At 69.3% G+C, this 20,207-nt stretch carries 20 protein-coding genes and 1 tRNA gene; 9 read left to right on the forward strand and 12 right to left on the reverse strand.

The genetic code is table 11. The annotated features are described in order from the left end of the window. Window positions 1–13: 13 nt before the first annotated feature. From QF035_RS22490 to galU, 10 genes are all read right to left on the reverse strand, one after another. Entirely contained in the window at window positions 14–283 is a 270-nt protein-coding gene (locus QF035_RS22490) for an acyl carrier protein (RefSeq protein WP_307522290.1), read from the reverse strand. Window positions 284–463: 180 nt separating this feature from the next. Further along, window positions 464–1,507, reverse strand: coding sequence for a helix-turn-helix transcriptional regulator (locus QF035_RS22495; RefSeq protein WP_307522292.1), 1,044 nt, complete (start codon window positions 1,505–1,507; stop codon window positions 464–466). Window positions 1,508–1,667: 160 nt separating this feature from the next. Then, complete coding sequence (locus QF035_RS22500; protein WP_307522293.1) at window positions 1,668–1,859, reverse strand: hypothetical protein; 192 nt, start codon at window positions 1,857–1,859, stop codon at window positions 1,668–1,670. 724 nt (window positions 1,860–2,583) lie between these two features. Beyond that, window positions 2,584–2,657: transfer RNA gene (locus QF035_RS22505), tRNA-Ala, on the reverse strand. A gap of 108 nt (window positions 2,658–2,765) precedes the next feature. After that, complete coding sequence (locus QF035_RS22510; RefSeq protein WP_307522294.1) at window positions 2,766–4,163, reverse strand: gephyrin-like molybdotransferase receptor GlpR; 1,398 nt, start codon at window positions 4,161–4,163, stop codon at window positions 2,766–2,768. Window positions 4,164–4,340: 177 nt separating this feature from the next. Beyond that, a complete protein-coding gene (locus QF035_RS22515) occupies window positions 4,341–4,970 on the reverse strand; it encodes a GNAT family N-acetyltransferase (RefSeq protein ID WP_055615847.1) in 630 nt (209 codons plus the stop codon). A 26-nt stretch (window positions 4,971–4,996) separates the two neighbouring features. Continuing rightward, entirely contained in the window at window positions 4,997–5,557 is a 561-nt protein-coding gene (locus QF035_RS22520) for a MogA/MoaB family molybdenum cofactor biosynthesis protein (protein WP_307522296.1), read from the reverse strand. Beyond that, entirely contained in the window at window positions 5,554–6,033 is a 480-nt protein-coding gene (gene moaC / locus QF035_RS22525; protein ID WP_250077564.1) for a cyclic pyranopterin monophosphate synthase MoaC, read from the reverse strand. The genes QF035_RS22520 and moaC overlap by 4 nt, the downstream gene beginning before the upstream one ends. A 63-nt stretch (window positions 6,034–6,096) precedes the next feature. Continuing rightward, window positions 6,097–7,419: a molybdotransferase-like divisome protein Glp gene (glp, locus tag QF035_RS22530; protein WP_307522297.1), complete on the reverse strand. Its 1,323-nt coding sequence runs from the start codon at window positions 7,417–7,419 to the stop codon at window positions 6,097–6,099. Window positions 7,420–7,424: 5 nt separating this feature from the next. Next, a complete protein-coding gene (gene galU / locus QF035_RS22535) occupies window positions 7,425–8,327 on the reverse strand; it encodes a UTP--glucose-1-phosphate uridylyltransferase GalU (protein ID WP_055615853.1) in 903 nt (300 codons plus the stop codon). Between the two features lie 94 nt (window positions 8,328–8,421). On the opposite strand from galU, the gene QF035_RS22540 reads away from it, so the two are divergent. After that, window positions 8,422–9,048 (forward strand): 5-formyltetrahydrofolate cyclo-ligase, encoded by a 627-nt coding sequence (locus QF035_RS22540; protein ID WP_307522298.1) that lies wholly within the window; start codon window positions 8,422–8,424, stop codon window positions 9,046–9,048. Window positions 9,049–9,125: 77 nt separating this feature from the next. On the opposite strand, the gene QF035_RS22545 is transcribed toward QF035_RS22540, so the two are convergent. Beyond that, the gene (locus QF035_RS22545) at window positions 9,126–11,888 is read right to left on the reverse strand and encodes a penicillin acylase family protein (RefSeq protein ID WP_307522300.1); all 2,763 of its coding nucleotides are present in this window, start codon (window positions 11,886–11,888) and stop codon (window positions 9,126–9,128) included. 303 nt (window positions 11,889–12,191) lie between these two features. Between QF035_RS22545 and QF035_RS22550 the strand changes: the two genes are divergently transcribed. The 6 genes from QF035_RS22550 (at window position 12,192) to QF035_RS22575 (ending at window position 18,141) form a co-directional block, all read left to right on the forward strand. Then, entirely contained in the window at window positions 12,192–13,700 is a 1,509-nt protein-coding gene (locus QF035_RS22550) for a potassium/proton antiporter (RefSeq protein WP_307531336.1), read from the forward strand. A gap of 294 nt (window positions 13,701–13,994) precedes the next feature. Then, a complete protein-coding gene (locus tag QF035_RS22555) occupies window positions 13,995–15,284 on the forward strand; it encodes an MFS transporter (RefSeq protein ID WP_307522301.1) in 1,290 nt (429 codons plus the stop codon). Between the two features lie 68 nt (window positions 15,285–15,352). Beyond that, on the forward strand, window positions 15,353–15,697 hold the full coding sequence (locus QF035_RS22560) for an FmdB family zinc ribbon protein (RefSeq protein WP_307522302.1): 345 nt from the start codon (window positions 15,353–15,355) through the stop codon (window positions 15,695–15,697). Window positions 15,698–15,790: 93 nt separating this feature from the next. Beyond that, entirely contained in the window at window positions 15,791–16,633 is an 843-nt protein-coding gene (locus QF035_RS22565; RefSeq protein ID WP_307522304.1) for an S-methyl-5'-thioadenosine phosphorylase, read from the forward strand. A 338-nt stretch (window positions 16,634–16,971) separates the two neighbouring features. Continuing rightward, window positions 16,972–17,523 (forward strand): hypothetical protein, encoded by a 552-nt coding sequence (locus QF035_RS22570; protein ID WP_307531338.1) that lies wholly within the window; start codon window positions 16,972–16,974, stop codon window positions 17,521–17,523. 189 nt (window positions 17,524–17,712) lie between these two features. Next, window positions 17,713–18,141 carry a large conductance mechanosensitive channel protein MscL gene (locus tag QF035_RS22575; RefSeq protein ID WP_055610980.1) on the forward strand — a complete coding sequence of 143 codons (429 nt, stop codon included), beginning with the start codon at window positions 17,713–17,715 and terminating at the stop codon, window positions 18,139–18,141. A gap of 119 nt (window positions 18,142–18,260) precedes the next feature. Here the strand turns inward: QF035_RS22575 and QF035_RS22580 are convergent, their stop codons facing one another. After that, a complete protein-coding gene (locus QF035_RS22580) occupies window positions 18,261–18,449 on the reverse strand; it encodes a hypothetical protein (protein ID WP_307522305.1) in 189 nt (62 codons plus the stop codon). A 76-nt stretch (window positions 18,450–18,525) separates the two neighbouring features. Between QF035_RS22580 and QF035_RS22585 the strand changes: the two genes are divergently transcribed. Continuing rightward, window positions 18,526–18,867, forward strand: coding sequence for a YciI family protein (locus QF035_RS22585; protein ID WP_307522307.1), 342 nt, complete (start codon window positions 18,526–18,528; stop codon window positions 18,865–18,867). Window positions 18,868–18,940: 73 nt separating this feature from the next. Next, window positions 18,941–20,191 (forward strand): low temperature requirement protein A, encoded by a 1,251-nt coding sequence (locus QF035_RS22590; RefSeq protein ID WP_373466700.1) that lies wholly within the window; start codon window positions 18,941–18,943, stop codon window positions 20,189–20,191. Window positions 20,192–20,207: the final 16 nt, after the last annotated feature.

Here is a 20,207-nt window from a genome sequence, read left to right on the forward strand (position 1 = left end):
GTCGGGACAGCGGTCAGTTGCGGGCGGCTTCGGCGACCACGACGTAGACGCCCTCCAGGTTGACCATGCGGCTGAGCTCGGCCTGGTCGATGGTCACCTTCTGGGTGCGCTCCAGCGCGGCGAGGATCTCGATGGCGCGGAGCGAGTCCGCGTCGTGCTCCTCCTTGAAGAGGCTGGTCTCGGTGACCTCGTCCTCGTCGATCTCGAGAATGTCGCAGACGATCTCCTTGATCTCCTGCTTGCGAGCAGCGTCAAGCACGGTCGTCACGTTCGCGTTGGGCATCTCGACTCCAATGAGGGATCGGTATCGGAGTCCGTTGACTCCGCCATCCATTCGATGAGTCGAGACTGGGTTCGGCCGCTATACGCGCCCTATACGGCTTCTGCCCCCGCGGCCCACGGCACTGTGGTGCCGCTCCCGCCCGCCCGCGGCTCAGCGGCAGCGCTCCCGCGGCGCCCCGGGTTACTGCGGTCCCGCCCCCGCCCCCGCGGCCCGCACGGGCTCCGGCCCGGTCAGCCAGCCGAGCTGTGCGGCCCGCAGACCCGCCTGGAACCGGCTGCGGGCCCCGAGCCGGCCCATGAGCTCGGCGGTGATACGGCGCCCGGTGCGCACCGAGACGCCCAGCTTTCGGGCGACGACCTCGTCCGTAAGGCCTTCGCCGAGCAGCCGCAGCACGGCCTGCTCCTGCCCGGACAGCTCCTCGTCACCGCGCTCGCGCGGCTGGGGCCGCCCCCCGCTGAACGGGAGGGCGCTCTCCCACACCCGGTCGAAGAGTTCGCAGAGGGTGGCGATGACACCCTTCCCACGCAGCACGAGCGCCCCGGCGGCCGAGGCGTCCGGGTCGATCGGCAGAACGGCGTGGGTCCGGTCGAACAACAGCATCCGGGACGGCAGGGAAGCGGTGGTACGCACCTGGTCGCCGTGGGAATGCAGCCAGCGCAGATGTTCCACCGTCGCGGGGTCGTTGTAAACGCTGTCCAGGTAAATGCTGCGCATCACCACACCGCGCTTTGCCAGCTCCTCGCAGAGCGGCTGGCTGGCCTGGCGGCTCGCCTCGGTCTGCGGCCCGCCGGTCGCGAGGGCGAGCAGCTCGGAACTGCATTCCTGAGTGAATTCCTCGATACGGGCCCGAATGTCGTCGATTCCGATGAGCCGCTCGGTGACGGTATTGCGAAGTCGCTCCTGGGTGGACGCGTACTCGTCAATGAACCGGGCTACTTCTATCCGTGCTTCGGCTATCCGCTTCTGCCGCTCCAGGAACTCGCTCTCCTGCCGGGCGAGAAGCGTCTGGAGCCCGATCTCCGGACTCACGACACGCAACTCGCCGGGTGTGTCCCACGAAGGCTTGATGAGGGAGAGCCGTACGCACTCGTCGAGCGCGGAGCGCACCAGCTCCGGCTGCCGCCCCAGTGAGGTCACCAGGTCATCAACACTGAGATCCGGACGTTCGAGCATGGCCCGGTAGACCTCGGCCGCATGGGTTCCAAGTCCCAGCGGTTCCAGCATGTACGCTCCTCGCCCCCGTGATGCGTCCATATGCTTTCGGCCATTATGTGGAGCTCGAAACGATTCCGCAACGACTATGTGAGGGGCGTTTGAGACAACAAGGGACCCACCCCGAAGGATGGGCCCCTTTCGGCCACAGTTGGCCGGAATCAGGCTTGATTCAGTCCCAAATCGGGTCGTCGCCGATACCTGTGGGTGTCGTGTCCCAAATCGGGTCCCCGTCCCCGGCCAGCGTCACGGACACGTTCGCGGTCCCGGTCGCGGTCGCGGCCGACGCGCTCACCGCACCGAGGGCGCTTGTGGCAATGAGGGTCAGCGTGACGATGACAGCGCGTGGCAGATTCTTACCCATGAAAGAAATTCCCCCTTGGAATTTTAAATTCCCTTTGCTTCACCGGCCGACTCCCGCCGTTCCGGTGATTGAATTCTCGCCGAGGGGGTCACCCGATCTCCAGGGAAAAAGAATGCAGGGAGTTGCGCTGGCAAGGTGCTGACAGCGGAACTGCGCGCGCCGCTTTTCCGGTGCCCGACACCACGAAGCGGATCCGGGCCGCTGAGCTGGCACATTCACAGACGAACACGCGTCCGACGACTCCCGGCCACCCGCCGGCCACCACGCCCCCACGAGCCTCCCGGCCCGGCCCCGTGACACCGGTGCAGCATGATGCCAGCGGACCGGCAGCCCGGCGATGACACCCACATCACGCCGCCCGGCCCATCACCCGCCCGAGGAACTGCGCCTCCAGCGCCGCGCTTCGAGGAGATGCCACACAGGTGGCCGTGACCGCCCCGGGCGGATTCAACGAGCTCGGCGCTCGCCCCGCTCGGGTTGCTGGATCGCCGGCCACGTCGAGGGGAACATCGCTTACGCGGCTCCGGTCGGCGAAAGCCGGAGACCGACGAACGTGCCACGCGAGCCGTTCGACGCGCTTCGTGACGCGTTCGTGATCCGCCACCGGAACACGGCCCCGGAAACGCAAGATCGCCGCCCCCACACGGGAACGGCGATCCAAGGTTGTCCTTGACCAACCGGCTCCAGACCCCTGCGATTCAGAGTCGGAGCAAGTCAGTCACGGTGGACCTGTGGGGATTTGAACCCCAGACCCCCTCGATGCGAACGAGGTGCGCTACCAGACTGCGCCACAGGCCCTTGCAACGAGTGAAACTCTAGCATCCCGGTCAGGGTGCTTGGAAATCCGTTCCCGAGCCCTCACCCGCTGGTCAGGAGCGGGCCCGTGGCGGGGCTTCTGAGACATCGTCACTCGTTGGCCGCGCGCGGCCGGTCGCCGTCCTCGTACTGGTCGAAGAGGGGCGTGCGACCGCGTTCGCGGGCGCGCCGGGCCGAGGCCGCGCGCCGGGCGTCCGCGGCACCGTCCGACGCGTCGTCCGCGTCGGGCTCACCCAACTCACCCTCCCCCTCGGCCACCGAGCCGTCGGCGGCCGGTTCGACCGTGCTGGACCGGGCCGAGCTCCAGGCGTCGGGTCCGCCCAGGTCGACGTCGGACGTGGCGCGCGGGGCGACCGGGGCGGTCACGTACGTCGGCAGCGGCACCGGGACGGGGTCCCAGCTGTCGCCGCCGGAGGGGCCGCTCCGGCGCTCGCGCTGCTGGTCGACCCACTCGGCGTGGTCGGTCTGCTCGACGAGGGCACGGCGGTCCGCGGCGAGCGCGGACAGACCGGGATCGGTGTCGGCCTCGGGTCCGTCCTCCGGCTCGTCCGCGGCACCCGGGTCGGTGGGCGGCCGCCGCCTGGGCTGCCGCTCCCGCAGCCGCTGCGCCGCCACCTCGGCCCGTCGGCGGTCCATCACGTAGGTGAAGCGCCGCCGCTCCTGGGAGCGCAGATAGGCGATGTAGACGCTCAGCATCACCGCGGGCACCCCGGGCGCCCACAGGAACGCGAGTCCGCCGACCGCCGCGACGATCGCGCCGAGCGTGAAGGCCATGAAGAGCATGACCGTCGTACGCCGTCGGCGCGCGAGCACCTTCGAGCGCCGGGCGCGCGCCGCCGCCTCGGCGGCCGCGGCCCGCCTCGCGGGGGACGACGCGGCGGACGCGGACGCTCCGTTCGACGACGGCTTGGCACCCTGCCGGGGCACCGGCCGGCCGTCCGCCGCACGGCCGGACTTCGGCGCGGGGTGGGCGGTGCCGGCCGGGGAGCCGGGCTTCGGCACCGTCGCGGACACCTGTCTCGACGCCTGCCGCGCCGCCTGTTCCGATGCGTGTTTCGACGCCTGCTTCGGCGTCTGCTTCGAAGCGGGCTGCGCCTGTGCCTGCCCCTCGGACCGCGCTTCGTCCCGTACGTCCCGTCCGTCACGCACGTCCCGTCCGTCACGCACGTCCCGTGCATCCCGTACGGCGTCGACGTCGGCCCGTGCCTCGCGACGCGTCGGAGGCATGGCGAAGGCCCGGACGTCCACCGAATCGGTGACGCCGTCCGGGTCGCCGTGGTGCTCCCCCTCTTCGGCGGAGCGCGCCCGCAGGTCCTTGGCGTACCGGCGCTCCATGCCCGCCCGGCCGGACAGAAGCCGGATGGCGGTGCTGAAGCGTTCCGTCGGACGGGCCTCATTCAGCTCGTCCTGCCTACGGAGCCACATAGGCACCAAGTAGGCGGCCCAGGCCCCGACGATGACTGCGTAGATGAGGCCGCTGCTGCTCACGCCTCACACGGTAGAGGGGTTTGCGTGAGGCCATCTGCCAATTGAGCCGGTGTGTCGCACGATCTGGCTGATATTTCGAGCTTTTTTTGTGACCGATGCGATCAGCAGGCCGCCGGGAGCGCGAAATTAATGCCCGAGGATGGTCGATCGCCGATCATTTTCGAACACTCATTTCATTTACGCGGTGTTCCGGGGCGTGTCCCGCGGTGAGTTTTCGGACGTGTTCCGCGAGCGTGTCCGGCGCCAGCGGGCCAGCAGACCTTCGGGCACCTCCTCGGCCGTGAGCGCGAAGACGAGGTGGTCACGCCAGGCGCCGTCGATGTGGAGATAGCGTGGACGAAGGCCTTCGTCACGGAATCCGAGTTTCTCCACGACCCGTCGGCTCGGCCCGTTCTCGGGCCGAATACAGACCTCGATGCGGTGCAGACCAACGGTTCGGAAGCAGTGGTCGGAGACAAGCGCCACGGCCGTCGGCATCACTCCGCGGCCGGCTACCGCCTCGTCCACCCAGTAGCCGATATGGCCCGAGCACATCGAGCCCCAGGTGATTCCGGCGACCGTCAACTGCCCGACGAGCCGCCCCTGGTACTCGATGACGAACGGCAGCATCCGCCCCGAGTTCGCCTCGGCGCGCAGATGCCGGACCATCTGGCGGTAGGTCGGCCGGTGGGCGATCGGCCCGCTGGGCGTGGGCGGCGGAATGGTCGCCTCCCAGGGGCGCAGCCAGTCCCGGTTACGGCGGTTCACGTCGCGCCAGGCCCGCTGGTCGCGCAGCTTTATGGGCCGGAGGACCACATCGCCGTCCACCAGCTCGACCGGCCAGGATGGGCTGTTCAGCTGGCACCCCCGCTGGGTCTGGGGTGGTCGCCGCCGCGGATCTGGTCGACGGCGTGGATCAGGAGGCGTTCGAGAACGGCGAGGCCGTCCCGCACCCCGCCGGTGGAACCGGGAAGGTTCACGATCAGCGTCCTCTCCGCGACCCCGGCGAGCCCCCGGGAGAGCGCCGCCGTGGGCACCTTCTCTCTTCCGAACGCCCTGATGGCCTCGGGAATGCCCGGCACCTCGTACGTGATCACCTTCCGCGTGGCCTCGGGGGTGCGGTCGGTGGGTGAGATGCCCGTGCCGCCGGTGGTCACGATGACGTCGTACCCGGCCCGGACGCCGTCGCGCAGCGCCGCCTCCACCGGATCCCCGTCGGGCACGACCTTCGGCCCGTCCACCTTGAAGCCGTACGAGGCCAGGCCCTCGGCGATCAGAGGGCCGCCCTTGTCCTCGTAGACCCCGGCCGCCGCACGGTTCGAGGCCGTCACCACGAGCGCGCTGTACGGAGCGGTCGGCGCGCCTCCGATCGGCGGCTCGGCCGAAGCCACCGGTCCCGTCGGTCCCGCCGTCATGCCCGGCTCCAGTCGCCCGACTTGCCGCCCGTCTTCTCCTCCACGCGCACGTCCGTGATGACCGCCCCCTTGTCTACCGCCTTGACCATGTCGATCACGGTGAGAGCCGCGACGCTGACCGCGGTGAGGGCCTCCATCTCGACGCCCGTGCGGTCGGTGGTCCTCACGGTGGCCAGGATCTCGACGGCGTCGTCCGCGACCGACAGATCAAGCTTGACACCCGAGACCGACAACGGGTGACAGAGCGGGATCAGATCGGGGGTGCGCTTGGCGCCCATGATGCCCGCGATGCGCGCGGTGGCGAGGGCGTCGCCCTTGGGGACTCCCTCGCCGCGCAGCAGCTCGATCACGCGGGGCGAGACGAGGACGCGACCGCTCGCGCGGGCCGTGCGGGCGGTCACGTCCTTCTCGGACACATCCACCATGCGGGCGGCGCCCGCCTCGTCGATGTGGGTCAGTCGGTCCTGCGTACTCATGATGGCTGGGGCGCTCCCGGTCGGGCCTGTTGTGCGCGACACGGTACCCCCAAGTCGGGGCCTTCAGCCGAGGAGGACCACGTCGACCTCGGTGCCGGGCTCCACGGACTCGTCGGACTCGGGGACGACGATCAGCGCGTTCGCGTGCGCGAGGGCCGCGATCAGATGGGATCCGGCGCCTCCGACGGGGGTGACCTCCCCGTCCGCGTACCGTCCGCGCAGGAATTGACGGCGGCCGGCGGGCGAGGTGAGCGCCTTGTCCGTACGCAGGGTCGCCCTGGTCGTGGACCGGTGGATGTCGTCGACGCCCATCAGGGTGCGGATCGCGGGGCGCACGAACAGCTCGAAGGACACGTACGAGGACACGGGGTTGCCCGGGAGCGCGAGCAGCGGGGTGTGGTCGGGGCCGATGGAGCCGAAGCCCTGGGGCTTGCCGGGCTGCATGGCGAGCTTGCGGAACTCGATGCCGCTGCCTGCCTCGTCCTCGTCGCCGACCGAGGACAGGGCCTCCTTGACGACGTCGTACGCGCCGACGCTGACGCCGCCCGTGGTGACCACGAGGTCGGCGCGGATGAGCTGGTCCTCGATGGTGGCGCGGAGTGTCTCGGCGTCGTCGGCGACCGCGCCCACGCGGTAGGCGATCGCGCCGGCGTCACGGGCCGCGGCGCACAGCGCGAAGCTGTTGGAGTCGTAGATCTGGCCGGGGCCCAACTGCTCGTCGGGCTGGACCAGTTCGCTGCCGGTGGACATGACGACCACGCGCGGACGCGGGCGCACCCGGACGGTGCCCCGGCCGATCGCGGCGAGCAGGCCGATCTGCGGCGGGCCGAGCACGGTGCCCGCGGCGAGGGCACGCTCGCCGGCCTTCACGTCGCTGCCCTTGGCGCGCACGTGCGCGCGTGCCGGTGCCGAGCGGTGGACGTGGACCTGGCCGGAGGCGCCCTCGGGGGACGCGCTGCGGGCGCGCATCCCGGAGACGGGCCCCTCGCCGAGGCCCCCGTCGGTCCACTCCACGGGGACGACGGCCTCGGCGCCGGGCGGCAGCGGGGCGCCCGTCATGATGCGGGCGGCCTGGCCGGGTCCCACGTGGAGCAGCTCGGACTCGCCCGCCGCGACGTCACCGACGACCGTGAGCACGGCCGGGTACTCCTCGCTCGCGCCCGCGACATCGGCGACCCGGACCGCGTACCCGTCCATCGAGCTGTTGTCGAACGGCGGCAGGGAGACCGGCACCGTGACGTCCTCGACCAGGACGCAGCCCTGGGCGTCGAGGAGCTGCAGCTCGATGGCTTCGAGGGGGCGGACGGTCGCGAGGATGTCCTCCAGGTGCTCGGACACCGACCAGAGGTGGTCCTGGCCGGTGACGCGGGTCGCGGCGCTGCTCAAGTTGCTTACATCTCCTCGGTGACGTAACTGCGAAGCCAGGTCCGGAAGTCCGGGCCCAGGTCTTCACGTTCGCACGCGAGTCGGACAATGGCACGCAGATAGTCGCCCCGGTCACCGGTGTCATAGCGGCGGCCCTTGAAGATCACGCCGTGCACCGGGCCGCCGACCTTCTCGTCGGCGGCGAGCTGCTGGAGGGCGTCGGTGAGCTGGATCTCGCCGCCGCGGCCCGGCTCGGTCTTTCGCAGTATGTCGAAGACGTGCGGGTCGAGGACGTACCGGCCGATGATCGCGTAGTTGCTCGGGGCGTCGGCGGCGGCCGGCTTCTCGACCAGGTCGTGGACCTTGACGACGTCACTGTCGTCGGTGGCGTCGACGGCCGCGCAACCGTAGAGGTGGATCTGCTCGGGGGCGACCTCCATGAGGGCGATCACGCTGCCGCCGTACTGCTCCTGGACGTCGACCATGCGCTTGAGCAGCGGGTCGCGCGGGTCGATCAGGTCGTCGCCGAGGAGCACCGCGAAGGGCTCGTGGCCGACGTGCGGGGCGGCGCAGAGCACGGCGTGGCCGAGGCCCTTGGGGTCGCCCTGGCGGACGTAGTGCATGGTGGCGAGGTCGCTGGACTCCTGCACCTTGGCGAGCCGGTCGGCGTCGCCCTTCTTCTGAAGGGCCGATTCCAGCTCGTAGTTGCGGTCGAAGTGGTCCTCGAGGGGGCGCTTGTTGCGGCCCGTGATCATGAGGACGTCATCGAGGCCCGCGGACGCGGCCTCCTCGACCACGTACTGGATCGCCGGCTTGTCGACGACCGGCAGCATCTCCTTGGGAGTGGCTTTGGTGGCCGGCAGGAACCGGGTGCCGAGGCCTGCTGCGGGGATGACAGCCTTGCTGATCCTGGGGTGTGCCTGAGTCATGCCCGACACCATATCCGGTGCCTTTGTATGGAATCTGTGGCTCCGGTTAATTCGCTCTCATATGAGCGCATTATGAAGGGTACGGAACAAGCCTATGAGCCACCTGGGACCCGAACCCGAGTCTGGCAAGCGAGTGTTGCGGCGAGAGTTCCTCACGGTGAGAAGCCGGTATACGGCCGATGACGTGCGGGAGACCGGGGCCGCACTCGCCGCCCGCGCCCTGGAGCTGCCCGAACTGGCGCACGCGCGCACGGTGGCAGCTTACGTGTCCGTGGGGAGCGAACCGGGCACGCGTGCGCTCCTCGACGCACTCCACGCGCGCGGGGTGCGCGTCCTGCTCCCGGCGCTGCTCGCGGACAACGACCTGGACTGGGGCGCGTACGCCGGAGAGGGCTCACTCGTCTCCGTACAACACCGGGGAAAGATGGCCCTCCTGGAGCCCGCGGGCGAGCGTCTGGGCCCGGACGCCGTGCTCGCGGCCGACGCCGTGCTGCTGCCGGGCCTGGCCGTGGACGCGCGCGGGATGCGGCTCGGCCGCGGCGGCGGATCGTACGACCGGGTGCTGGCACGGCTCGACCGGGCGGGCGCGGATCCGGCCCTGGTGGTGCTGCTGTACGACTCCGAAGTGGTCGACCGCGTCCCGGAGGAGCCGCACGACCGGCCGGTGCACGCGGTGGTGACCCCGTCGGGAGTGCACCGCTTCCGCCGGCCCTCTCCGTAGCGGCCGGCCGCCCCCAGGGGCTCCGATGCGCGAAACGGCCCTCCACGCGCGCGTGGAGGGCCGTTCTCACGTGGTGCTCAGGGCTTCAGGACCAGCGTGTCCGACGTCTTCGCGTCGACCGCCCGCTCCGTGGACACCCAGGGCAGCAGCTCGCCGTCGATCCACTTGCCCGTCTGGTCGACGTAGTGGGCGCTGTAGGCGTGCCCGGAGGCACCGGTGAGGTTGATCCACTTCGACTTGTCGAAGTCCTCCAGGTTCACCACCATGCGCATCGACGGCACCCAGACCACGGTGTAGCCGCCCGCGGCGTTCCAGCCGGTGGCGTTGACCGCCGCCTCGCCGCCGCTCATGTTGTACGGGCCGCGGTTGAGCATGTACTTCAGGAATCCGGGACCTTCGAGGCCCAGGGTCTGGTTCTTCAGGTAGAGCCGGTGCAGGCGGCCCCAGCTCCAGGTGTCGATGCCCTTGCCCAGCTTGGCGGTCAGCTCCCATCGGGCGTCCGTGAGGGCCCGCTTGAAGAGCTCGTCACGGGTGTCGACGGCCGGGTCGGTGCGCGTCGCGGGCGCCGACCACCAGTCGTTGTCCTCGTCGTCGAGGATCTTGCGGACCACCTCGAACCAGCGGTCGCCGCCGTCCGGCTGCGCGCTGTCGGCCTCGCGCTGACCGCACTCGCGCACCCGCCTGTCCTCGTCGGCGGGACCCGTGGAGTCCACCGGCTCGACGCTCAGGCACTGGTCGTCGACCCGCAGCTCCTTGGGCAGCTTGTTGCCGAAGGCGAGCTTGAGGATGTTGCGCCAGGTCGCGTTGAAGTACGCGGCCGCGGCCGAGTCGGCGTCCTGGGTGTAGTTCCAGCCCTCCAGGAGCTTCTGCGCCTCACGGACGTTCTTGTCGGCCACGTCGATCTTGAGCAGCTTGGGCACCAGGAGCTTGGCGATCTCGCTGCTGTTGTCGAGCTGCATCTGGCGCATGTCATCGGTCGAGATCTTGCCGCCACCCTTGATCTTCGACTCGATGAGGTCGGCGATCCGCTGGCTGCGCGTTCCGTAGCCCCAGTCCGTGGTGAGGGTGTACGGGTACTTGTCCTTGTCGATGACGGCCTGGTTGGCGGTCACGATGTAGCCGCGCTTCGGGTTGTACTCGTAGGGCAGCTCGGCCTGCTTGATGTACCCGGTCCAGCGGTACTTGGAGTCCCAGCCGGGCGAGGGGAGCGAGCCGTCGCCCTCACCGCGGATCGGGATCCTGCCGGGCAGCTGGTAGCCGATGTTGTCGTCGGTGTCCGCGTAGGTGAGGTTCTGCGAGGGCACGTCGAAGAGCATGGCCGCCTTGCGGAACTCCGTCCAGTCGGTGGCCTTGTTCATCGCGAACACTGCGTCCATCGAGTTGCCCGGGTCCAGGGCGGTCCAGCGCAGGGAGATGCCGTAGCCGTCGCCGCGGTCGGGTGCCGCGCTGTCGACGGTGGCCTTCTTGCCGACCTTCACGAGCTCGTCGTTGCGGTCGGACAGCAGCGGTCCGTTGTTGGTCTCCCGGACGACGATGGTCTTGGAGTCGCCGCCCGCGACGTTGATCTTCTCCTCGCGGGTGGTGAAGGCCTTCACCTTGTCGTCGTACTCGTAGCCGTTCCCGGTGAGCTTCTCCAGGTACAGGTCGGTGACGTCGGCCCCGGAGTTGGTCATGCCCCAGGCGATGCTCTGGTTGTGGCCGATGACCACGCCCGGCATGCCCGCGAAGGTGTACCCGGAGACGTCGTACTGGCACTTCTCGGAGACGCTCTTGCAGTGCAGACCCATCTGGTACCAGACGGACGGCAGCGAGGGCGACAGGTGCGGGTCGTTGGCGAGCAGTGGCTTGCCGGTGATGGTGTGGGTGCCCTTGACGACCCAGGAGTTCGAACCGATGCCGTTGCCGTTCACGCCGACGGCCTCAGGGACGTCGTCGAGCACCTTGTAGAGGCCCGACAGCTGGCCCTGCAGCCCGGAGGGGGCCTCGGTGTTGTTCGCGAGCCCGGTGCCCGCCGAGGACTGCGTACCGCCGGTACCGGTACTGGTGTCGCTGCCCTGCCGGTACTCCCCGGTGACGCTGTCGTACTGGCCCTCCTGCACGATCGGCTTGTTCCGGTCGTACGGGTACTGCGGGTACAGGTCGGCGATCTGCTGCGGGCCCAGGCGGCTGGTCATCAGGGAGCGGTCGATCTCGTCCTGCATGTTGCCGCGCAGGTCCCAGGCCATCGCCTTGAGCCAGGCCACCGAGTCGACCGGGGTCCACTCCTTGGGCTTGTAGTCGTTGCGGAAACCGAGGGCCGCGTACTCCAGGGAGATGTCCGCGCCGTCCTTGCCCTTCAGGTACGCGTTGACCCCCTTGGCGTATGCCTGCAGGTACTTCTTCGTCTCCGCGGAGAGCTTGGTCTCGTACTCCTTCTCCGCGACCCGGTCCCAGCCCAGCGTGCGCAGGAACTCGTCCTCGTCGACCTGGCTCTCGCCGAACATCTCGGAGAGCTTGCCGGCCGTCATGTGACGGCGTACGTCCATCTCGTAGAACCGGTCCTGCGCCTGGACGTAGCCCTGTGCCATGAACAGGTCCGCGTCGGTCGAGGCGTAGATCTGCGGGATCCCGTAACCGTCACGCTTCACATCCACGGGGCCCGACAGACCGTCGAGCGTGATGGAACCCTTGGTCTGGGGGAAGGAGGCGCGGACGGTGCTGATGCTCCAGAACGACCCGTAGGCGATGCCGCCGATGATGGCCAGAACCAGGACGATCAGGATCAGACGGGCTCTGCGCCCCTTCTTCCTGCCGGACTTGCCGGGCTTTTGACCGGAAGATGCGGTGGTGTTGGGGGGCATCGCTGTCCTTGCTGTCCTCACGCGAGCGGCAGGCGGGCTTGTCCATTTGACTGAGCGCTGGAGCAACCATAGGCGCAGGGCCAACTCGGGCTTGACGCGGAGTCGGGAACCCGGGCGGACGGGAGTTCGATCTTGCCTTGCCGAGTGTCAAGAAAGCGTCAAGAGTTAGGTAAGGTAACGAAGTAGTTGAACCATCGAGCCGGCTGAACCGGCCACGGTTGCACCGAACAAGGTGATCCAGCCGATCAAAGCGGTCCAACTGGTCAAAGTGATCCACCCGGAACGGCGAGAAGGGAACAGCCGCTGACTGTCCACCACCTCAACCAGCTCCTGCTCGTATGCTCGCTCGTTCTGCTCGTCGCGGTGGCAGCGGTTCGGATCTCGTCGCGCAGCGGGCTCCCCAGCCTGCTCGTGTACCTGGGCATCGGCGTCGCCATGGGCCAGGACGGCATCGGCGACATCCACTTCGACAACGCCGAACTGACCCAGGTCATCGGGTACGCGGCCCTGGTCGTGATCCTGGCCGAGGGCGGCCTCGGTACGAAGTGGAAGGAGATCAAGCCCGGGCTGCCGGCTGCCTCCTCACTGGCGCTGGTCGGTGTCTCGGTGAGTGTCGGCATCACCGCGACAGCGGCCCACTACCTGATCGGGCTGGAGTGGCGGCAGGCGCTCATCATCGGCGCGGTGGTGTCCTCGACGGACGCGGCGGCGGTCTTCTCCGTACTGCGGAAAGTGCCCCTCCCCTCGCGCGTGACGGGCATCCTGGAGGCCGAGTCGGGCTTCAACGACGCCCCGGTGGTCATCCTCGTCGTCTCGTTCTCCATGGCCGGCCCGGTGGAGCACTGGTACCACCTGCTCGGCGAGATAGCTCTGGAGCTGTCCATCGGAGCGGCCATCGGCCTCGCGGTGGGCTTCCTGGGGGCGTACGGACTGCGGCATGTGGCGCTGCCCGCCTCCGGCCTCTACCCGATCGCGGTGATGGCGATCGCGGTCACGGCGTACGCGGCCGGGGCGCTGGCCCACGGCAGCGGCTTCCTCGCGGTGTACCTGGCGTCGATGGTGCTGGGCAACGCGAAGCTGCCGCACTGGCCCGCCACGCGCGGCTTCGCCGACGGGCTCGGCTGGATCGCCCAGATCGGCATGTTCGTGCTGCTCGGGCTGCTGGTCACGCCGCACGAGATGGGCGACGACATCTGGCCCGCGCTCGTCATCGGGCTGGTGCTGACCATGGTGGCGCGGCCGCTGAGCGTCGTGGCGGCGCTGGCGCCCTTCCGCATGCGCTGGCAGGAGCAGGCCCTGATGTCCTGGGCCGGGCTGCGCGGTGCGGTGCCCATCATCCTGGCGACGATCCCGATGGTGAGCGGCGTCGAGGAAAGCCGTCGCATCTTCAACATCGTGTTCGTCCTTGTGGTCGTCTACACCCTCGTCCAGGGGCCCACGCTCCCCTGGGTGGCCCGGAAGCTGGGTGTGTCCAAGGCCCCCTCGGAGACCGCCGACCTGGGGATCGAGTCGGCACCCCTGGAGCGGTTGCGCGGGCATCTGCTGTCCGTCGCGATCCCGGAGGGGTCGAAGATGCACGGCGTCGAGATCAACGAGCTGCGGCTGCCCGCGGGGGCCGCCGTCACGCTGGTCGTCCGCGGTGGAGAATCGTTCGTTCCGCTTCCCACGACCGTGCTTCGGCGCGGTGACGAGCTGCTCGTCGTGGCCACGGATCCCGTCCGGGACGCCGCCGAGCAGCGGCTGCGCGCGGTGGGTCAGGGCGGCAAGCTGGCGGGGTGGCTGGGGACGGGTGGGAACGGGGCGGGGGATTGAGCCTTCGCGGCTCGGCTCCTCAGGTTCTCGGCTTCGCGGCTCACAAGCATTCGCAGGCTCCGAACAGGAGAGTGCTGGGTTTCACAGGGTAAGAGTCGTGTGGGCCTGTATCATCAAGGCGCATCTTGATCTAACCAACTCTGCCTGACGCAGAGCTGGCGCGACCGTATGGCGGCCGCGGCGCCCTCTGGCGGGCGGCCCGGCATCTACCGCAGTTCCGCGCAAGAGGACAGCTCTCGGCGCCTCCAGCCCCGTAAAGGGGTCGCGCTACCAGGCGGCAGAAAGGCACGGGCCGTGGCATCCACGGTCACCTCGGAGTCCCCCGGGACTCCTGTCTCCTCCCGCCCGGGATACGGACAGCTGCTGCGTACGCGCGGCGCGTGGACGTTCCTGCTTCCCGGCTTCGCCGCGCGGCAGCCGTTCGCGATGCTGACCATCTCCATCGTCCTGCTCGTCCAGCACACCACCGGCTCGTACGGGGCCGCCGGTGCCGTCGCAGCCGTGACCGGTGTCTCCCTGGCACTGTTCGCGCCCTTCACCGGCCGTCTCGCCGACCGTCACGGCCAGCGGGCCGTGCTGCTCCCCGGCGTCCTCCTCCACACTCTGGCGGGGCTCGCCCTGACTGCGCTGGCGCTCTCCGACGCGCCTCTGTGGGCCCTCTTCGTCGCCGCCGTGCCGACAGGCGCCTCGGTGCCGCAGATCGGGCCCATGGTGCGGGCCCGCTGGGGCGTCAAGCTCCAGGACTCGCCCCTGATGACCACCGCCGCGGCCTTCGAGTCCGTCACCGACGAACTCACCTTCGTGTTCGGGCCGCTGCTCGCCACCGCGCTGTGCACCGCCGTCGACCCGGCCGCCGGCCTGCTCACGGAGGCCGCGCTCACCCTGGTCGGCGGTCTGCTGTTCGCCGCCCAGCGCGGCACCCAGCCGGCCGTGGGCTTCAAGGGGCACGCGCGCGTGAAGCACGCTTCCGCGTTGTCGGTCCCCGGAGTGCGTGTGCTGATCGTGGCCTTCCTCGGCATCGGCGCCGTGTTCGGCGGCATGCAGGTCTCGCTCGCCGCGTTCAGCGAATCCATCGGCGAGCCCGGGCTGAACGGTGTCCTGTACGGGACCTTCGCCGCGGGCAACATGCTCTCCGGCGTCGTCTGCGGCGCGATCGCCTGGAAGGTGGCCCCGCGCCGCCGCCTCGTCGTCGCGTACGCCGCCCTGGGCCTGGCCGCCTCCGGGCTGTGGGCCGCCCAGTCGGTCGTCGCCCTCGCGGGGATCGGTCTCCTCGTCGGTGTCTGCATCGCGCCCGCCCTGATCACCGGCTACACCCTGGTCGACGGACTCGTGCCGGCCGGCGCCCGGACCGAGGCCTTCACCTGGCTCACCGGAGCGGTCGCGCTCGGGCAGGCGGCCGCCGTCACGGTCGCCGGGCAGATGGAGGACCGCCTGTGGGACGGTGCCGGATTCCTCGTCCCGATGGGCGGCACTCTGCTGGCCCTGGCGACCCTCGTGACCCTGCGTTCACGGCTCTCGCCCCGGGTCGTGAGCCGGACCGTCGCACGTGGCGTGGGTCACCGAGTGCCGGTGGCAGTGGACTGATCCCGAGGAATACGTCACTATGGACCGTCGTTAGCACTCACTGAGTGAGAGTGCCAGGAGGAAGACAAGTGCCGACCTACCAGTACCAGTGCACCGAGTGCGGCGAGGGCCTCGAGGCGGTGCAGAAGTTCACCGATGACGCCCTCACCGTGTGCCCGAGCTGCGACGGACGCCTGAAGAAGGTGTTCTCCGCGGTCGGCATCGTCTTCAAGGGCTCCGGCTTCTACCGCAACGACAGCCGCGGTTCGTCGTCGAGCAGCAGCCCGGCGCCGGCCTCGAAGTCGTCCAGCGGATCGTCCGACTCGAAGTCGTCGACCTCGTCGGACTCCTCGTCCTCGTCCGGCTCCAAGTCGTCCTCGGACTCGAAGTCGTCGTCCACGAGTTCGTCCTCCGGCAGCAGCAACGCCGCGTAACGCTCTCGCGCACAACGGTTCTTCGCCTACGAACCCTGTCGTCGTACGACGGCAGGGTCTTCGGCGTTTCCGGGCCCGGCTAGGGTGCCGTTCATGGTGAACACGGAGAACGTCGAGATCGGCGTCATCGGCGGGTCGGGCTTCTACTCCTTTCTCGACGACGTGACCGAGATACAGGTGGACACGCCGTACGGAGCGCCCAGCGACTCTCTGTTCCTCGGCGAGATCGCCGGGCGGCGGGTCGCCTTCCTTCCCCGTCACGGGCGCGGCCATCATCTGCCGCCGCACCGCATCAACTACCGGGCCAATCTGTGGGCGCTGCGGTCGCTCGGGGCGCGTCAGGTGCTCGGTCCGTGTGCGGTGGGCGGGCTGCGGCCCGAGTACGGGCCGGGGACGCTGCTCGTGCCGGACCAGTTCGTGGACCGTACGCAGTCCCGGGCGCAGTCCTACTTCGACGGGCTGCCGTTGCCCGGGGGTGACGTGCCGAACGTCGTGCATGTGTCCCTTGCCGATCCCTACTGCCCCACCGGGCGGGGGGTCGCTCTGGAGGCGGCGCGGGGGCGGGACTGGGAGCCTGTGGACCGCGGGACGCTGGTGGTTATCGAGGGGCCGCGGTTCTCGACCCGTGCGGAGTCGCTCTGGTATCGGGCGCAGGGGTGGTCCGTGGTGGGGATGACCGGGCATCCGGAGGCGGCGCTCGCTCGTGAACTGGAGCTTTGTTATACGTCGTTGACGCTGGTCACTGATCTCGATGCGGGTGCCGAGAGTGGGGAGGGCGTCTCGCACGAGGAGGTGTTCAAGGTGTTCGCGGCGAATGTGGATCGGTTGCGAGGGGTTTTGTTCGATGCGGTGGCGGGGCTGCCGGAGAACGCTTCTCGGGATTGTCTGTGCGTGAGTGCGTTGGGTGGGATGGATCCGGGGGTTGAGTTGCCGTAGGTGGCGCGCCGGGTGCCGTTCGGTACGCGGCGCGTTGTTTTGGGGCGCGGGCCGTGCCGGTACGTCGAGCCCGCCGCGTGCCGGGTGTACGGCTGTGGGTTTTAAGGGTTCCGTTTTTTGGAGGAGCCCTGTGCGGCGGGCTTTCGACGTACCGGCACGGCCCGCTCCCGTGCGTTGTCGGCTGCGGGTGCATCTCCGTTTCCGTGTGTTCGGCTGCGGGTGCGGAACGTTTCCTTCGGGTGAGGGGGTTGTCCACAGCTGGGGGGTTGTCCACTGGGCTCGGCGGGATTCTGCGGGAGGGCGCAGGCTGGGGTCGCAAGCTGATCTTTCGACCACAGGTGGTGGTACTCGTGTCGCAGCTCTCCTCTTTTCCGCGTCCGTTGGGCACGGATGTGCCCAGCACGTGTGAGGTGCCGCATTTCGCTCCCGTGCGGGTGCGGGGTGGGCGGTATCAGGTGCGGCGGCTCGTTCGGCATCGGAGGCGGGCCTTGGCCGTTGGTCTCGCTGTGACCGCGGTGGCGCTTGTCGCGGCGGGGCCGAGGGAGAGGGAGGGGGAGAGAGGTACGGAGGCTCGGGGGCGTCCGGTGGTCGATGCTGTGCGGGAGCGGCCCGTTGAGATGGTTGCGGCGCCTGTGCGGATTGCCGATGGTGCGACCGTGCGGTTGCTCAGGGCCGGGGACCGGGTCGACGTTGTCGCGGCTGAGCAGGGTGCGGTGGGGCCCGGTGACGCTCGCGTGGTCGCGCGCGGTGCGCGGGTGACGAAGGTGCCCGAGTCGCCCGACAGTGTCTCGGAGGGTGGGGCGTTGGTTGTGTTGTCCGTGCCTCGGCGGACGGCCAACTTGCTGGCCGGGGCCGGCGCGACCTCACGGTTGGCGGTGACCCTGTGCTGACCATGGCCAGGATGGCTGCCGTCAGGGTGTCAAGTCCCTCGTTGGAGTTACGGAATTGGACAGCGCTGCCAGGCCCTGACGTAGGTTGCGGAGCTGTTGATTCCACAGTTTGTGCGGCTGAAGAGGGGCTCCCTGGTGAGCGAGAAGAAGAAGGAACCGGGCGTCTGGGACGGCTTCAAGGCCTTCCTGATGCGCGGGAACGTCGTCGATCTGGCTGTCGCGGTGGTCATCGGCGCCGCCTTCACCAACATCGTCAACTCCGTGGTGAAGGGCGTGATCAATCCGCTGGTCGGCGCGTTCGGCACCAAGGACCTCAACCAGTACAGCTCGTGTCTGAAGGACCCCTGCCGGTTCGACGAGGCGACGGGGACCGCGACGAGCGGTATCCCCATCATGTGGGGCAGCGTCCTCAGCGCGACGCTGACCTTCCTGATCACCGCGGCCGTCGTGTACTTCCTGATGGTGCTGCCGATGTCCAAGTACCTCGCCAAGCAGGCGGCCCGCCAGAAGGCGAAGGAGGGTACGCAGGAGGTGATCGAGGTGAGCGAGCTGGAAGTTCTGAAGGAGATCCGCGACGCCCTGGTGGCCCAGCGCGGCTCCGGGCACAACGAGCAGTAACCGCGATTGCGGTACTGGCGCCGGTATCCGCCGTAGTGGTGGTGGTTGTGCCGGCAGCCTTCCGTGCCTTGCTTGCAGCCGTGGGTCGGGGGCGCGTCGCGGCTGCGGCTTGCGGGGGGTCAGATGTGGTGGGGCGGCTTCTCGTCCAGGAAGCGGGCCAGGTCCGCCGCGCTGTCGCCGGCGGGCCGCTCGCCCCAGCCTTGGTCCGTGTCGTCGGCGGACGGCCGGCTCAGCGGGTCGTCGAAGACCAGCGCGGCCTTGGGGTCACGTGGTTCGGCGTCGTCGGGTGGGGTGGGGGTAGTGCTCATGCGTCCAGGGTACGGGGCCTGGGCTCGGGCAATGTTCTGGGCGCGGGCCGGACCGGCGGAACAAGGAGTCTTGCTGATGACCAAGTACCTGATCTCGTTTCCGAGCGAGGCGATGGTGGTTCCCGAAGAGGACTTCGCCGCCGTGAGCGAGGAATCGCACGCGGTGATCCAGGAGGCGAAGGACGCGGGCGTCTACGTCTTCGGCGGCGGACTGGACGAGGATGTCGCGCCTGTCCTGGTGGCCGGTGACGGAACCGTCACCGATGGCACCTATCCCGACACGCGCGTGCCGAACGGCGGCTACACGATCCTTGAGCTGCCGTCCCGCGAAGCAGCCCTCGAGTGGGCGGCGAAGATCGCGGTGGCGTGCCGCTGTTCGCAGGAGGTGCGTGCGTTCCTGTACGACCCCGCTTCCTGAACGCTGCGCGGCAGGCCGGAGCGAGTCCGGCGTGCTTCTGGATTTTTGGGGGGTTTCTGCTGTGCTTGGTCGCATGACGCCCGATGCCTCTTCCGAATCCGGTCCACGCCGCTCCCGAACCGTCCCCTCACCTCGGCCGTTGCGCAGGATGACCGCGCGCGGGCGGGACGAGGCGCACCGGGTCGCGTCGCCGCTGGAGCTGTTCTTCGATCTGTGTTTCGTCGTGGCGATCGCCCAGGCGGGAGTGCAGCTGGTGCACTCCGTCGCGGAGGCGCACGCGGCCGAGGGCGTCCTGAACTACGCGATGGTGTTCTTCGCCATCTGGTGGGCGTGGATGAACTTCACCTGGTTCGCGTCGGCGTACGACAACGACGACGCCTTGTACCGGGTCGTCACGCTGATCCAGATCGCCGGTGTGCTGGTTCTCGCCGCCGGGGTGTCCCAGGCGTTCGAGGACCACGACTTCCTGTTGGTCCTGCTGGGCTACGTGATCATGCGGATGGCGCTGACCGTGCAGTGGCTGCGCGTGGCCCGGAACGCGGACGGCGCCGAGCGGCGGATGACGTTGCGGTACGCGGGTGGGGTCCTGGTGTGCCAGGTCGGCTGGGTGGGCCTGGTGCTCCTGCCGGAGTCCGGCCGGCCGTGGCTGTTCCTGGTGATGGCGATCGCAGAGATGTGCGTCCCGCTGCTGGCGGAGAGGGAGTTCAGCACGGTCTGGCATCCGCATCACATCTCCGAGCGGTACGGGCTCTTCACGATCATCGTCCTCGGCGAGACCATCGCCGCGGCCACGATCGCGGTGAAGGTGGGGGTGGACGAGAACGACGCGTTGGGCGAGCTCCTCCCGATCGCCTCGGGCGGGCTGCTGATCATCTTCGCCGCGTGGTGGATCTACTTCGTCGTACCGATCCACGGTCATCTCAGCTCCAGCAGGAAGGCGTTCCTGTGGGGGTACGGCCACTATGTGATCTTCGCGTCGGCGGCGGCGATCGGTGCCGGGCTGGAGGTCGCGGTGGAGCAGGCGGTCGGCAAGGCGCACATCTCCACACTGGCGGCGTCGGCCGCGGTGACACTTCCGACGGCGTTGTTCCTCCTGACCGTCTGGGTGTTGCACGCCCGCCACTACAAGGTGGGCACAGCGCAGCAACTGGTGCTGCCCGTCACGGCGTTGGCGGTGGCCCTGTGCACGTTCCTGGGTGACTGGGCGGTGCTCGCGGCGGGTGTGGTGGCCGCTCTTGCGGTGGTGGTGGGGGTGACGCTGACTGCCCTGATGGCCGCGCGGGAGGAGCGGGAGGAGGAGGCGGCCGGCGCGCCTGCCGCGTAGGGCGGGTCGACACTGG

This window comes from Streptomyces umbrinus (assembly GCF_030817415.1).
GTDB lineage: Bacteria > Actinomycetota > Actinomycetes > Streptomycetales > Streptomycetaceae > Streptomyces > Streptomyces umbrinus_A.